Raw genomic sequence first — 15208 nt, 5'->3', positions numbered from 1 at the left:
ATTCATTCCAGATTGCCTGCGGCAATGGAATTTTGGCTTGTATGTCTCGGGATTTGGGCATATTCATGCCAAAACACCTCGCGGGATAGTGGTGTGTGAACAGTAACATCGCAAACAATTGTTATTGTCCTGCTGTCCTCTAATATTATCCCTTAATGCCACCGGTAACACCACCGATGATCTTCTCAGACAGGAAAATATACAGAATAAATGTCGGCAGGAATACAATGATCACTGCTGCAAACATTCCGGCCCAGTCACCTGTATATTTCATGGAGTTGATCATTCCATAAAGTCCGGGTGCAACAGGTTTCAGCTTATCCGAGCTTGCGAAGATCAGTGACAGGAAATACTCGTTCCAGATATTAATAAAGTTAAAGATTGTTACTGTTACGATTCCTGACTGTGCCATGGGAAACATGATTTTCCAGAAAGTACGCATGGGAGGGCATCCGTCGATTGCTGCCGCTTCCTCATAGGTCCTGGAAATATTGCTGAAGAATGTAAGCAGGAAAATGGTCGTATAAGGTACATTAATTCCTACATACAATATGATCAGTACAGTTCTTCCTGCAGCCACATTATTCAGGATTCCCATACCGGAAATAATGCTGAAAAGGGGAAGAACAACCATGATTGCCGGAACACCCATGGCAGATACGAAGCTGGTCTGGATAAATTTGTTTGCAATAAAATCAAATCTGGACAGTACATAAGCTGCAGGTGCACACACCAGAATCAGTATTGTGCAGGAAATTACTGAATAGATCAGAGAGTTTCCGAAGAAGCCTGCAACTCCGGCCCCGTTCCATGCTTTTGCATAATTTTCAAAATGTAATCCGGACTCAAACTTCAGGGCTTTTCCCTGGAAGATTTCTGCTGTTGTTGAAAAACTTGCCCCGAATACCCATCCCAGAAGCGCAATGGTAAAGATTACCCAGAGCAGCAGGATGATGTATCCCGGCAGGAGTTTGACTTCTTTTTTCAGATTAAAGGGTCTGCGTGCCTCTTTTTCTTTTGCCATTTCTCATCCCTCCTTAGAATTCCAGATCATCATCTTTGATCACTCTGTTACAGATTGTAAATACAATGACTACGCAGACACTGAGCAGTACACCGATGGCAGCTCCCAGACCTGCATTTCGTTCTGTAACTGTATTGCCGCCGCCAAAAATCTGCATATACATATAAACATAAGGGGTAATTGTCTGTGTGTCTGCAGTTACTGTGGAGAAAAGCTGTGACCATACAAAAAAGCCTACACTGCTTACAGACCACATGGTAATGTTTGTCTTAAATACTCCCTTTAACAATGGAAGTGTCATGTAACGGAACTGTGCCGGTTTGGTCGCTCCATCAATGGTTGCCGCCTCATAATATTCAGGGCTGATACGCTCAATACCGCTGAGCCAGATTAACATATGGTATCCAACCATTCCAAAACAATATGCAAACAACAGTGCCCAGAATTTGTGGTCATTATCTAGGAACTGGATCTTTGCCAGATTATCCAGATGCAGTGCTGTAAAAAGATCTTTCAGCAAGCCATATCTTGGACTGTATACATACTGCAGCCACATAGTAGCAAGCGCTACTGCACTGACAATATTTGGCATATAAATGATCGCGCGGAAAAATTTCTTTCCTCTGATTCCACTGGTAAGAATAACTGCAAATAAAAGAGACAGGCTCATTACCACCAGACCGCCGATCAGCCAGATACGAAACAGGTTAAAAAATGAAGTCTTAAATAAGCTGGTACTCATCAGCTTTGTATAGTTGCCAAATCCTACAAATTTCCATAAATCCATGGAATCTGTAACTCCGTCGATCTTGAAAAAGCTCATGATCACTGTTCTGATGATCGGATACAGAAAGATTCCCAGAAACAGCAGAACTGCCGGAGTCAGAAATACAACGATCATCGTTTTATTCTTCTTCAAATAAATACCTCCTCTGTAAGTAATACCACATCTACGGATTGCTACGCTTCGCTCCCGCAAACCTCCAGCCATTCGGAATCCGCTGATTTACTTCGTAAATCGCTACTTCCTCATGTCTGGCGGTTTCCAAGTCTAAAAGTCTTATCGTGCAAGCACGAACGACTTTTTGCCTTTGAAACCTGGTTATTCAAAAAGACAGATGGCGGCAGCGTAGATACGATGCCACCATCTCTATAAATTCTTTATTTATTTCGCTGCGTCCTGCATAGTGGAAACAAATTCATCTGCTGTAATGGAACCTGACATTAATTTGATGAAGTTTTCTTTGATAACCGGAGTCATATCTACGTTAGATTCTACACCGCATGCCCATGTGAAACGGTTTGTGCTCTGCTCAATAACAGGTTTTGCACACTCAACCATTGCCGGCCATTCTGTGTTTGTTGTATCAGCCGGGATACCTACAGTTTCATCTGCAAGTTTCTGGTCGTATTCACCTTTTGTAAGGAATGTGATCAGATCAAATGCTTCTTTTGCAAGTTTTGTATCTTTGTTAATACCAAATACCTGTGCGCCGAAGTTGTTTGTTTCGATTCCGTTTGCTCCGTCTGTAAGTGCCGGATATGCGAAGCATCCCCAGTGGAAATCAGGGCCTGCCATCTCTTTTACTTCGTTTGGTAACCAGGAGCCATTCAGATACATTGCAGCTGTTCCAAGTGCAAGCTCTGTGTTCTGACCTGCAGGCCATACGTTGGAACCAACCATCTCTGAATAATATCCGTTAGATGCAAGTTCTTCGATATCCTGTGCCATCTGAAGAACTGCAGGATCATCCCATTCACCTTCAGTTACGATCTCTTTTACTTTATCTTCGCCAACCAGTCTTGCAAGATGATATCCGATCACACATGTTGCATAGGCATCATCCATAGTCATTGGTGTGATTCCTGCATCTTTTAATTTCTGGCATACATCTTTGAATTCATCCCATGTCTTCGGTTCTTCTGTGATTCCTGCCTGCTCAAACAGATCTTTGTTATAGAAGAAAGCAAATACGTTTGGCTGATATGGAATTGTTTTTAATGTACCGCCGCCGGCATCACGGCATGCTGCCATCAGACCTGCATTTGCAGTTGCTTCATAGTCATTCTCTTTCGCAAGGTCTTCCAGATCCAGAAGATATTTACCGTACATTCCGTTTACACGGTCGATATCTTCGTCAAAAATATCAATCTGTGTGCCGCCGTCCAGTGCAGGCTGAAGTGCTTCACGGTTTCCGGTACGTCCCTTAAACTGAAGGTCTACCTTAACTCCTGTCTGTTCTGTATAAGCGTCAACTGCTTCCTGAATCACCTGTCCCTGTGGCTCTGTAGCTTCCCACATTGACCAGTAAACTAATGTATCATCTGCTGCCTGAACAGTGAAAGCCGGTGCTGCAAGTGAACCAACCATAACCGCACATAATGTTGCACTAAGCATCTTTTTCTTCATACCCATAACCTTTTTTCCTCCTTGGTCAGTTTTGACATTTTGTCTTCTTTTTTCTCTCTTTTCTCTCTTTTCGCTCTTTTGTTGAATTTCAACAATTATTTCTTTTGGTAGTTCTTATTTTATCATTTTTGCACAAATAGTATTTGCACAAACGTCCATTTCTTTTGTACAAAAATTCATTTTTAACTGGTTTTTCATCTGTTTTTGTTGTATACTTGTACACAACAACCATATTGCAGTTTTCGGACGGGCTGAGGGAGGTGACAGTAATGGCTTTTGAGAGTATGTATCTGGAAGAAGATATTCATATTGACCGGATTTATACAATCCACTATTTTGAATACAAAAGTGATTTTCACTTTGCAGGAGAACGCCATAATTTCTGGGAATTTCAATGTGTAGATAAGGGAAAGGCAGAAATAGAGACAGATAACGGTATCTACCATCTGACAAGCGGACAGCTCATCTTTCACAGACCAAATGAATTTCATAATCTTATTGCCATAGGAAATACCGCACCTAATATTGTGGTAGTTTCTTTTGAATGCAATTCTCCATGTATGAAATTTTTCGAGAAAAAATTGCTGAAACTTTCTGATCCTGAGAGAAATCTCATGGGAATGCTGATTGCCGAGGCACGCCGCTGTATCAAAACCCCTCTGGATGACCCTTATACAGAAAAGATGGAAAAGAAAGAAGATTTTCTGTTTGGTTCTCAGCAGCTTATCCGTATTTACCTTGAGCAGATGCTGATCTACATGATTCGGAGAAATTCTTCTCCTCCTATGACTGTACCAGTCAGCCAATTTGTAAATCTGAAAAATAATTCCGCTGTCTATAAGCGTGTCATTGCTTATATGGAAGACCACATCCGGGAAAATATTACACTCTGCGATCTGTGCCATGACAATATGATCGGACGCTCCCAGCTTCAGAAAATATTTCAGGAACAGCATCAGTGCGGCGCTATGGATTTCTTTTCCCGGTTAAAGATCGCCTATGCCAGACAGCTGATCCGCGAGAACCAGATGAACTTCACACAGATTTCGGAATTTCTGGGATACTCTTCCATCCATTACTTTTCCAGACAGTTTAAAAAAATTTCCGGAATGACACCCACAGAATATATTACATCAATAAAGGCGCTCTCAGAACGAGAGCGCCAGTAATACCAGACCAATATTTTCATAATGTTGAACAGCCTTTTTCTTATTTCATATTGCTGAGATTCTCTATAAATTCATCCGATGTTTCTTCTAATCTTGTAAGCTTCAGAAGTTCGCTTTGTATCTGTTCTTTATAATCCGGATCTGCCTCCAGACCTGCAGCCCACATGTACGGCTTTGACATCTCTTTCATATACGGTACTGCATCTGCCAGCACTTCCGGCCATTGTGTATTGTCCGTATCTGCCGGGATGGAATTAACCGCATCTGTCATTTTCATATCTGTTTCCCCGGTACAGATGGAATATGCAAAGTCAAAAGCTTCCTGCTTCATCTGCGAATCCTTTGTGACTCCAAATCCCTGAGCTCCCACCATAACACCTTCTGTGCCGTCTGTTCCGGCCTTTACTGCAGGCCATGGAAAAAATCCCCAGGAATCATCAGATTCTGTAGCTTCTGTCACTTCATTCGGAACCCAGGAGCCTTGCAGCACCATGACTGCCTCGCCATCTCCCACTTCATCCTGACCTTCCGGATGCTGTGCCGGTGCACTCTGACTCATATATCCCGCAAAAAACAAAATTCTGATATCATCTGCCGCCTCTTTTGCCTGTGGAATCTGTGACCAGGTACAGTTACGGATCAGCTGCTGCACTTTCTCCTGTCCAAGATATCTGGCAAGCTGATATCCATACAGAAGATTCACATACTCTTCATCGCAGGTCATGGCACTAAGGCCACTGTCACTGTTTTTAATCTTACGGCATACTCTGATTAGTTTCTCCCAGGTATCCGGGATATCCTGTTCTGTAAGTCCAGCCTCTTCCCATAAATCCTTATTATACCAGACGCCTGTGATATAAGGCTGATACGGCATTGCAAGAAGTTCTCCATTTCCCCAGTTCTTCACCTGTTCCAACAGTACCGGCATAATATGCTTCTCATAATCCACAGTATCTGCCATTCCTTTTAATTCTGCCAGATAATCCCTGTGTTCCTGAGCCATCCTCTGATAATCATCATCAAAAAGGTCAATCTGTTCTCCGGCATCCAGGGCAGGTTCTATCAGAGACCGGATTCCTCTGCCCTTCCACTGAATCTCTACAGAAATACCTGTTGCTTCTTCATAAGCATCTGCTGCTTCTCTGATCACATCTGCCTGTGGTTCATCTTCTTCCCACATGGACCAGTATACAATACTCTGTTCCGGAATTTCTGTGATTTCATCTGATGCTGATACAGTAACCGCTCCTGTTGCGAACAGCATTGACAAACAGCTCATACCCGCTGCAATGCTTCTCCATTTTTCCATACTGAAAATACCCTCCATTGTACCTGCTTTTACATGGATAACTGTCTGATTTTATTTTCTCCAATAATCACTTGTCTGTCAATCCCCAAAATTTATACATTTCTAACAACCATGTCGGATACTGTCCACTCTCTTTTCAACACTAAACAAAATCATCCTCTTCACTACACCGAATAACTGCTTCACAGGAGCTTTACTTAGTCTGATCAAACAGGATTTCCATCTTCGTTCCCTTACCCGGCTCACTGTCCAGAAGAATCTTCGCATGATGCAAAACTGCGCCATGTTTTACAATAGAAAGCCCCAGGCCTGTACCTCCGGTTTCACGTGAATGGCTCTTGTCCACTCTGTAAAAACGCTCGAAGATTCTCTGCTGTTCGCTTTCCGGAATACCTATTCCGTTATCTTCCACACGAAAATACGGTTTCCCATTGAGTTTTCCCACAAAAACCTTTACATCTCCACCATCCGGGGTATAGCGGATAGCATTATCTGTAATATTGTAGAACATTTCATATAATACATGGCGTACTCCCTGCATCTGTGCAGGTCCGCCTGTATATTCCAGATTAATCTTTTTCTTTGCTGCCCTGTTCTGCAGATTGTTGATCACATCTTCCCCAAGCTCTCCGATGTCAACCTGTTCAAACATAGTTTCTCCGTTCTTCTCATCCAGTCTGGAAAGCTGAATGATATCTGCAACCAGATTTGATAAACGCTCGGACTCATGAAAAATCCTGCCGGAAAAATCCTGCATCTTGTCCGGCGGTACCATTCCATTCATCATAAGCTCCGCATATCCGGAGATTGACATAAGAGGAGTTTTCAATTCATGGGAAACATTTGCCGTAAACTCTTTTCTTGCACTCTCTGCATTCTTAAGATCTTCCAGCTGTTTCTGAATCTGTCTGTTCTGCTGATCCAGACGAAAAAGCAATGGCCTTAATTCTTCGTAGCATACATGCTCCAGAGGATGTTCCAGATCAATCCGGTTGATAGGCTCTATCAGCTTTCTGGTCTGTTTCTGCACAAGAAAAAGTTCAATTACAAGGATCACGCATACCAGTCCGCCAAGCAGAAGAAAGCTGGTTAACATTGTTACCAGAAGACTATCTGTAGTCCTGGCTACTCGCAGAACCTGATCATCCTTTAATTTTACAGCATAGTAAAACGTCTGTTTTGATAAGGTGTCTGAATAGCGGACCATCTCACCGGATCCCTGCTTCTCAGCTTCAATAAATTCCGGTCTGTTACTGTGATTTTCCATTTCTTCCGGATTCTCAATACTGTCAAACAACACCTGACCATCTTTTCCCAGAAGAGTGATCCTGCTGCTGGTGGCGTCTCCGACCCTGTCTGAGAGAAAAACGTCTCCGTCTTCTTCCAGACCTGTTTTAATATATGCGGCTTCATCTCTGACACCCTGTTTCATATAAATATCATATCTGTTATACATGACAGTTCCTGCTGCCAGGAATGTAAGTATTACGGATAAAATGATAAGTAAACTGGTGTGACTGAATATTTTATGCTTCATTTTTCCACTCCTGTTTTCGTCGGTTTTATCTGTTATGCGCCGATCCTGTATCCTACACCCCGGACCGTTTCGATCAGATTTCCTGCCTCTCCAAGTTTCTGACGCAGGGTTCTCACATGGACATCCACAGTTCTGGTTTCACCGTCAAAGTCATATCCCCATACATGGCAGAGGATCTGATTTCTTGTCATAACAAGTCCTTTATTCTCCAGCAGATACTGAAGAAGTTCAAATTCTTTTCGGGTAAGATCGACCTTTTCTTCCCGGTAATGCACCTCATGACGTCCTACATTCAGATAAAGCTCGTCGTAATGCAGTTCCTTGTCTTCATTCTGACGGGCACTTCGTCTGAGAACTGCTTTTACTCTGGCAACAAATTCCATCATACCGAAAGGCTTGGTAATGTAATCATCCGCTCCGCCTTCCAGACCTTTTACTTTGTCAAATTCCGCTTCTTTTGCAGTAACCATAATTACCGGCACATCCTTTACAGATGGCATACTTTTCAGCTGTTCCAGAATGGTATAGCCATCAGCTCCCGGAAGCATGATATCCAGCAGGATCAGCTCCGGTATCTCTTCTTTCAGCGCTTTCATCAGTTCATTGCCATTGCCAAACCCCCTGGCTTTAAATCCTGTTGTTTCCAGTGTATAAATAAGAAGCTCCCTGATATTCCGCTCATCTTCTACACAATAGATCATTCTGCTTTGCCTCCCCTTTATTTATCACCTGCTTTGTCGTCACAAGTGTATTTCTTTTTTCAGTATACTTATTTTTTTATCCCTGTACAAGTAAATATCCGGCATCTGCTTCATTTCTTTAAAGCAAAAATCCGGCCATTTTCTCTGAAATATCTCTCTCAGATACTTCAGAGTGCCCGGATTTCCTGATCATGCGGATAGCATCATCCGTTACTGTTCACTTCGTTCTCAGTAACGTTGCCAAAATTCATTCCAAATTGCCTGCGGCAATGGAATTTTGTCATCTACCTGTTTATTTTTATGAAAGCTGATATTTGATTCGTGCGTCTTCCAGTTCATGATAAAATGTTTCGTCCGGATGGCTCTTGACGATATTCAGATGACTGTGAGTATCATACAGATCTTCATTCACCTGCGTCACACAGACTCCAATATTGGAACAATGGTCTGCCACACGTTCCAGACAGGTTGTAATGTCCGAAAGGATAAATCCCATCTCTATTGTACATTCACCGTTTCTCAGTCTCTGTACATGACGACGTTTTACTTCTTTGGAAAGTTCATCAATCACTTCTTCCAGTGGTTCAATTTTCTCCGCAAGCTTCATATCCTGTTTGTCAAAAACTTCATATGCCGTATTTACGATATCTTCTACTGCCTGTCCCAGCACTTCCAGATCTTTCTTTGCATTTTCGGAAAATTTCAGTCCTTTTTCATAAAGCTCCTGTGCTGATTCCATAATATTTACAGCATGGTCGGAAATACGTTCAAAATCCCCGATACAGTGAAGCATAATGGAAAGGCTGTGACTGTCTGCTTCTGAGATATCTTTGTGGCTCAGCTTCACCAGATAAGTTCCCAGTTCATCTTCATAGCGGTCAACCTTGGATTCCATGTTTTCCACACGTTCTACGCCTTCTTCACTGTATTTATCCACCAGACTCAGTGCTGTAAACAGTGCATTGTGGGATTCTTCTGCCATTTTTCTTGCTGCATTGCGGCTCTGCTCTACTGCAAATGCCGGTTTCTCCAGGAAACGAGGCTCCAGGATCATAAACTCTCTGTCCTCTGCTGAAACAACAACATCCTCTTTTTTGTCCCGGATTGTAAGACAGGCAAGTTTCTCCAGTCCCTTTGCAAAAGGAAGGAGAATGATCGTTGCAGTAACATTAAATACACTGTGGATAACAGCAATTCCTGCCGGTGTTGCTGCCTGATGGAAGAAAGAAAATCCAACAACTGCATTTATAAGATAGAATACAGTCATAAAGATAACCGTACCGATCAGGTTGAAATACAGATGTACTGCTGCTGCACGTTTTGCATTCTTCTTGGCTCCGATTGCAGAAAGGATTGCAGTAATACAGGTTCCGATGTTCTGTCCCATAATGATCGGGATTGCTGCACTGAACGGTACTGCACCTGTAAGACACAGGGCCTGCAGGATACCTACGGATGCAGAAGATGACTGGATCACTGCAGTAAGAAGTGCACCTGCTATAACACCTAACAACGGATTTGAGAATTTAAGTAACAGGTTTGTAAATTCCGGCACTTCTGCAAGGGGTTTTACAGCAGAACTCATCATATCCATACCGTACATCAGGATTGCAAAACCAATAAAAATACTTCCGATATCTTTCTTCTTTGAATCATTGATAAACAAAATAAAAATCACACCAATGATCGCAAGCACAGGGGAAAATGATGTTGGTTTAAACATCTGAATGATAAAATTATCACTCTGTATTCCTGTCAGGCTTAAGATCCAGGAGGTGATCGTAGTACCGATATTGGCACCCATGATCACTCCTACTGCCTGTGATAATTTCATGATCCCTGAATTTACAAAACCTACTACCATAACAGTCGTAGCTGAAGATGACTGGATCACTGCTGTTACTCCTGCTCCCAAAAGCACTGCTTTTATCGGATTTGAAGTAAGATTTTCAAGAATCTTCTCCAGCTTTCCGCCGGAAACCTTCGCAAGGCCATCTCCCATTGCATTCATACCATACAAAAATAATGCAAGGCCTCCGATCAATGTTAATATACTGAATAAATCCATGATTATTCTCCTTTTCCCTTTTCATAAGTATATGGTTATTTAACTTGCTTCTCATCATAACCATGCTTTGTAAAATCATCCCCATGAGAATGTTAAATCCATGTAAAATTTCCAGTCATCATATTCATTCTGTGTAAGGTTCCCATAAATCCATCCGTATTTTTGATATAAAAATAAAAAGAACCATTGCAGGAGATATGACACTAACCGGTGTTCATCTCTTACAATAGTTCTTTTATCAATCCGGATCCTATATTTCGACAGTATTATTATCAGAATCCGCGGATTTCTTCATCCTCGGAACCAGTCTTATCAATAGAACGGATTTCCAGGAAATAACTGTAGTTATCATTTACCTTTACTTCCACTCTGTCTCCAACCTTGTGACCTTTCAGAGCCATACCAATGGGAGATTCAATGCTGATGCGGTTTTCCATGGAGTTTCCTCTTATGGAAGTAACCAGTTTGTATTTCTCAATCTCATCGTCTTCCTCGAAATATACCTCTACAATATCATCCATTCCAACTTCATCGTCTTTGGAATCATCAGAAACAATGGTTGCTGTTTTCAGCATATTCTCAAGGTAGCGGATACGGCTTTCATTCTGATTCTTATGCTTCTTGGCCGCATAATACTCAAAATTCTCACTCAGGTCTCCCTGGGCTCTTGCTTCTTTTACAGCTTCGATTGCCTCTTTTCGTACAACCAGCTTGCGATGGTCAATCTCCTGCTGGATTTTCTCAACATCCTTCTGTGTAAGCTTTTCTTTCATGACTACATCTCCCTTTTACTATTTTCCAAGTCGTTTCTCTTTCATATATTGTGCCATTTCATCAGAAATATTGTCGATCAGATAATTTTTACTGCTCTGACGTTTCTCATGCCATTGCTGGCGGATCTGATTTTCTGTAGCTTTTATTTCATCCCGAAGACCTCTGGCAGACATACGGTGGGCACCCTGTCCCATGATGATGATCTGCTCCAGTCCATCGGATGTTGCTACCGTTACCTGATTTTCCCGGCCAATCTTATGGACCGTTTTCTCAATGTACTGATCCGCTGTCTCAGCTTCTTTGGTGTAGACTACATGAATGTTATGATAGGTGATCACTTCCTCTGCATGGCCCTCTATCTTGTAAGCATCAAATACAAGAATTAACGTACATTTCTTAAAGCCCTGATAGTTGCTCAGAATATCCATCAGTTTTGTCTGAGCTGCATGGAGGTTTGCATCTGCCAGCTCTTTTAAATCTTCCCAGGCATAGATGATGTTATAGCCATCTACAAGGAGATATTCTTTTTCTTTCTTCTTAGCAGAAGAACTGTTGCGGTAATAGCTGCCGCTGTCAGATTTTGCAGAAAATGTTCTCTTAAACTGTGGTTCTTTGTAACGCTTGACCGGTCCGAATGTGCGCTCAAAAATTGCTTTCAGTTCTTCTTCATCCTCATAGCTTCCTACACCGGCATTCCTGGGTGGACGATAACCTGAATCTGTCTGATTGTTACTATTCCTGTTTCCTGCTATACTTTCTTCACTATCCGGTATGGTATTCCCCAGTTCAGACTCGTCAATCCCTTCTAAGTGCATATAATCCTCTACTTCATACCATGGCACCACAAATCCTGCTCCATGAGCACAGAATACAGAACCCGTGGGATTGTCCAAGTCACGTTCGGAATCATATCCAATCTCCTCTACAATTTCATCCTGATTCTGACATGGGGCATAGCCCTTCAATGAACAGAATAATCTGCCCCGTCCCTTTGTATAGGAGGTTACCTGTGTCTGATAATCTCGCATCATTGATACAGGTGCACTGCCTTTCAGAACCATCATATCATCCTCATCTGCTTCCGGCTGCTGGAAAGTTCCATTCATTTTCTGAATGTCAGTCATGGCACGCCCTATCATATCCCCCGGAATCTCAAGTCTGAACTCATAATATGGCTCAAGCAGTACACTTTTTGCTTTCTTTAATCCCTGACGCACAGCCCTGTACGTTGCCTGCCGGAAATCGCCACCCTCTGTGTGTTTCAGATGGGCGCGTCCTGTAATCAGTGTAATCTGCATATCTGTAATTGGAGAACCGGTCAGTACTCCCGGGTGCTCCCTTTCTTCCAGATGAGTCAGGATCAGACGCTGCCAGTTACGGTCCAGCACGTCCTCACTGCATGCAGTAAAAAACTGCAGACCGCTCCCCGGCTCTCCCGGTTCCAGAAGCAGATGTACTTCTGCATAATGACGCAGCGGTTCAAAATGGCCTACACCTTCTACCGGCTCTGCGATTGTTTCTTTATATACGATATTTCCTGTGCCAAACTCTACTGCTACATGGAAACGCTCCCAGATCAGATGCTTTAATATCTCGATCTGAACCTCACCCATCAGCATGGCATGGATTTCTCCAAGCTGTTCGTTCCATACAATGTGAAGTTCCGGTTCCTCCTCTTCCAGCTCTTTGAGTTTCTTCAGCATCTGGTGAACATCACAGTCCTCGGGAAGCAGAATCCTGTAATTTAATACAGGTTCCAGAACCGGCATTTCGGATTCCCGTTCAATCCCAAAGCCCTGTCCCGGATGTGTCTGGGAAAGACCGGTTACTGCACAGATGGTTCCTGCAGGAGCCTCCTTTGCAAGCTCAAATTTCGCACCGGAATAGATACGGATCTGATCTGCCTTCTCTGTATCTGTGAGAAGTTCCTTCACCTTCAATGTTCCACCTGTGATTTTCATATAGCTTAAACGATTGCCCTGATCGTCTCTGGCAATCTTGAATACTTTTGCGCCAAACTCGGATGGATATTCTGGTGTCTCACAGTATTTTTCCAAACCATGGAGGAATTCTTCTACACCTGTCATTTTCAGCGCAGAGCCAAAGAAACATGGGAAAAGTTTTCGCTCTTTGATTACTTTTCGGATATCTGATGTTGATATTTCCTCTGTTTCCAGGTATTTTTCAAGCAGTTCCTCATCGCAGACAGAAACATCTTCCAGAAACTGAGACTGCAGATCTGATTTTTCCCAGGTGAAATCAACGCAATTATCACTTAATCGCTTCTTTAATTCTGCCAAAAGTTTCTCTTTATCAGTTCCGTCCTGATCCATTTTATTGATAAACAGGAACGTCGGGATCTGGTATCTTGCCAGAAGTCTCCATAAGGTCATGGTATGTCCCTGCACACCATCCGCTCCATTGATTACAAGGATGGCATAATCCAGAACCTGCAGTGTTCTCTCCATCTCCGCCGAGAAATCCACATGCCCCGGCGTATCCAGAAGAGTTATCCCCCTGTTTCCCAGTTCAAACTCCGCCTGCTTGGAAAAAATCGTAATTCCTCGTTCCCGTTCCAGGTTATAGGTGTCCAGATAAGCATCCTTATGATCCACCCGCCCCAGCTTACGAATCTTTCCAGTCAAATACAAAATCCCTTCCGACAACGTAGTCTTACCGGCATCTACGTGCGCAAGGATACCTACAACAAGTTTCTCCATAGTATATTTAAAAGCTCCTTTTTCTTTATGAATTGATATATAAGTATTGGCTTAAATAAAATTAATCGTTTGTATCAATTAAAGAACTATTTTAACATAAGAATCTATATAATTCCAATATGGTTCTACTTTAATAAGTGATCCGGCATTGAACGCATTGAGCGCAGTATTCTTTACATTCCAATATGGTTCTACTTTAATCGATAACACCATAGCTTTCTTTATATGTCTTACTCCACCTTTATATCCATTTTTTCATTTACCCATCCTCTGATAGTTTCTTCACTTTCGCAAAGAATCCTGGCTACCTTTTCAATTGAATCTCCCTCTTTAAAAAGGGAATTTGCAATTTTACGTTTTTCCTCTTCTCGTCCAATCTTTATCCCATCATTTTTTCCAGCTTCGTACTCAGCTTTCCTGAGTTTCCTTTTTTCCTCTTCCTCATTGTATTCAAATATACTCATAGCAACTACCTCCGCTCGATTCTTTTGCAGAAATTCTTTGAGAATTCCCTCCTGAATGCTTTCGCTCACTGCACGTTCTACTGCCGTATTCAGTTCCATTTCATTAGAATATCTGCGTACTTTATCAACATACTGAGCATATTCTCTTAGCGTCCGGCATTCTTCCATTAGTTTTTTATTATGCCCTACATTGATATTTAATGTGATGACCTTTAGTTCAAGATTTGGTTCTCCTGACATATTTTCATACGATTCTGACAGATAATCTACCCACCTATCTTCTTTTTTCTCTGTTCCATTATAAAATACGATAAAATTCGGTGTGGGTATTCTCAGTCTTGTTGAGGTATACAAGGACTTCCAATCCACCATTTTCTGATATTCGCTGGAAATGTAGAATAAGTCTCTCAAAGGCATGTTCGGGTTATACGTAGACTGATGTTCATACAGAAACAGATTCGTATTTATAATAAACGCCAGATCATTCTTCATTCCCATATAGATTGCGTTCTCAAGTGTCACAATCTCTAATTGAGCAGCATCTGTATAAGAAGTTTCATTGATTGCATTATACAGCGACAACAGATTCTTTCTGTCTGAAAACAGCATACGGAAGACTGTATCTTTGTACTTACGGTTTGCAGTTGCTGTGTTGCCTTTCAATCGGTTTCTTTTCACAATAATTTTTTTGTTCTTTCTTTTTGCCATTGGCAATACCTCCTGTTTTCCGCAGGAGTCAAAGAACATTTTGTGCTATTCTTATCACTTCTCAGCTCCTGCTTTTCATAATTAACTGGAATTAAAAGCATGGATTTCTGAATTGAGATTAGAATAATCAGACGGCAAAAATGCCTTGAAATATAAGAGAAATATGCTTTATACTTATGTTAGCATTACTTACTCTTATTTTCAAGGCATTTTATATTCTTTTTATTTTATAAATTATATGGGAGTTACTGTTCACACACCACTATTCTGCGAGGTGTTTTGGCATGAATATGCCAAAATTCCATTGCCGCAGGCAATCTGGAA

11 protein-coding genes are annotated in these 15208 nt (G+C 41.9%); 1 reads left to right on the top strand and 10 read right to left on the bottom strand.

What is annotated here, in order from left to right:
- Window positions 1-145: 145 nt before the first annotated feature.
- The 3 genes from LJE12_RS17920 to LJE12_RS17910 all read right to left on the bottom strand — a co-directional run bounded on the left by LJE12_RS17920 (window position 146) and on the right by LJE12_RS17910 (window position 3434).
- Window positions 146-1024 carry a carbohydrate ABC transporter permease gene (locus tag LJE12_RS17920; protein ID WP_019160841.1) on the bottom strand — a complete coding sequence of 293 codons (879 nt, stop codon included), beginning with the start codon at window positions 1022-1024 and terminating at the stop codon, window positions 146-148.
- Window positions 1025-1037: 13 nt separating this feature from the next.
- Window positions 1038-1943: a carbohydrate ABC transporter permease gene (locus LJE12_RS17915; RefSeq protein WP_025580677.1), complete on the bottom strand. Its 906-nt coding sequence runs from the start codon at window positions 1941-1943 to the stop codon at window positions 1038-1040.
- A 246-nt stretch (window positions 1944-2189) separates the two neighbouring features.
- Window positions 2190-3434, bottom strand: a complete 1245-nt coding sequence (locus tag LJE12_RS17910) for an ABC transporter substrate-binding protein (RefSeq protein WP_227227101.1) — start codon at window positions 3432-3434, stop codon at window positions 2190-2192.
- A gap of 269 nt (window positions 3435-3703) precedes the next feature.
- Here LJE12_RS17910 and LJE12_RS17905 point away from each other — a divergent pair, with 269 nt between their 5' ends.
- Window positions 3704-4603: a helix-turn-helix domain-containing protein gene (locus tag LJE12_RS17905; protein WP_144136792.1), complete on the top strand. Its 900-nt coding sequence runs from the start codon at window positions 3704-3706 to the stop codon at window positions 4601-4603.
- A gap of 40 nt (window positions 4604-4643) precedes the next feature.
- Here LJE12_RS17905 and LJE12_RS17900 read toward each other — a convergent pair whose 3' ends face one another.
- The 7 genes from LJE12_RS17900 to LJE12_RS17870 all read right to left on the bottom strand — a co-directional run bounded on the left by LJE12_RS17900 (window position 4644) and on the right by LJE12_RS17870 (window position 14884).
- A complete protein-coding gene (locus tag LJE12_RS17900; protein ID WP_227227099.1) occupies window positions 4644-5912 on the bottom strand; it encodes an ABC transporter substrate-binding protein in 1269 nt (422 codons plus the stop codon).
- Window positions 5913-6105: 193 nt separating this feature from the next.
- The gene (locus LJE12_RS17895; protein ID WP_022380566.1) at window positions 6106-7449 is read right to left on the bottom strand and encodes a sensor histidine kinase; all 1344 of its coding nucleotides are present in this window, start codon (window positions 7447-7449) and stop codon (window positions 6106-6108) included.
- Window positions 7450-7481: 32 nt separating this feature from the next.
- Window positions 7482-8150: a winged helix-turn-helix domain-containing protein gene (locus tag LJE12_RS17890; RefSeq protein ID WP_118614811.1), complete on the bottom strand. Its 669-nt coding sequence runs from the start codon at window positions 8148-8150 to the stop codon at window positions 7482-7484.
- Window positions 8151-8448: 298 nt separating this feature from the next.
- Window positions 8449-10218, bottom strand: coding sequence for a Na/Pi cotransporter family protein (locus LJE12_RS17885; RefSeq protein WP_118614809.1), 1770 nt, complete (start codon window positions 10216-10218; stop codon window positions 8449-8451).
- A 272-nt stretch (window positions 10219-10490) separates the two neighbouring features.
- The gene (gene greA / locus LJE12_RS17880; protein ID WP_008705914.1) at window positions 10491-10991 is read right to left on the bottom strand and encodes a transcription elongation factor GreA; all 501 of its coding nucleotides are present in this window, start codon (window positions 10989-10991) and stop codon (window positions 10491-10493) included.
- Between the two features lie 18 nt (window positions 10992-11009).
- Window positions 11010-13712: a translation factor GTPase family protein gene (locus LJE12_RS17875; protein WP_008705917.1), complete on the bottom strand. Its 2703-nt coding sequence runs from the start codon at window positions 13710-13712 to the stop codon at window positions 11010-11012.
- A gap of 230 nt (window positions 13713-13942) precedes the next feature.
- Window positions 13943-14884: a hypothetical protein gene (locus LJE12_RS17870; protein ID WP_008705918.1), complete on the bottom strand. Its 942-nt coding sequence runs from the start codon at window positions 14882-14884 to the stop codon at window positions 13943-13945.
- Window positions 14885-15208 lie beyond the last annotated feature (324 nt).

It is taken from the genome of Blautia sp. DFI.6.71, from assembly GCF_020593585.1.
In the GTDB taxonomy this organism is placed as follows: domain Bacteria; phylum Bacillota; class Clostridia; order Lachnospirales; family Lachnospiraceae; genus Blautia_A; species Blautia_A wexlerae.
This window is presented reverse-complemented; position numbering and strand designations above follow the sequence as displayed.

What these genes read in the sequence shown, in the direction of transcription:
- LJE12_RS17920 (WP_019160841.1), bottom strand. Translation starts at nt 1,024, where the DNA reads ATGGCAAAAGAAAAAGAGGCACGCAGACCCTTTAATCTGAAAAAAGAA.
- LJE12_RS17910 (WP_227227101.1), bottom strand. Translation starts at nt 3,434, where the DNA reads ATGAAGAAAAAGATGCTTAGTGCAACATTATGTGCGGTTATGGTTGGT.
- LJE12_RS17905 (WP_144136792.1), top strand. Translation starts at nt 3,704, where the DNA reads ATGGCTTTTGAGAGTATGTATCTGGAAGAAGATATTCATATTGACCGG.
- LJE12_RS17900 (WP_227227099.1), bottom strand. Translation starts at nt 5,912, where the DNA reads ATGGAAAAATGGAGAAGCATTGCAGCGGGTATGAGCTGTTTGTCAATG.
- LJE12_RS17895 (WP_022380566.1), bottom strand. Translation starts at nt 7,449, where the DNA reads ATGAAGCATAAAATATTCAGTCACACCAGTTTACTTATCATTTTATCC.
- LJE12_RS17890 (WP_118614811.1), bottom strand. Translation starts at nt 8,150, where the DNA reads ATGATCTATTGTGTAGAAGATGAGCGGAATATCAGGGAGCTTCTTATT.
- LJE12_RS17885 (WP_118614809.1), bottom strand. Translation starts at nt 10,218, where the DNA reads ATGGATTTATTCAGTATATTAACATTGATCGGAGGCCTTGCATTATTT.
- greA (WP_008705914.1), bottom strand. Translation starts at nt 10,991, where the DNA reads ATGAAAGAAAAGCTTACACAGAAGGATGTTGAGAAAATCCAGCAGGAG.
- LJE12_RS17875 (WP_008705917.1), bottom strand. Translation starts at nt 13,712, where the DNA reads ATGGAGAAACTTGTTGTAGGTATCCTTGCGCACGTAGATGCCGGTAAG.
- LJE12_RS17870 (WP_008705918.1), bottom strand. Translation starts at nt 14,884, where the DNA reads ATGGCAAAAAGAAAGAACAAAAAAATTATTGTGAAAAGAAACCGATTG.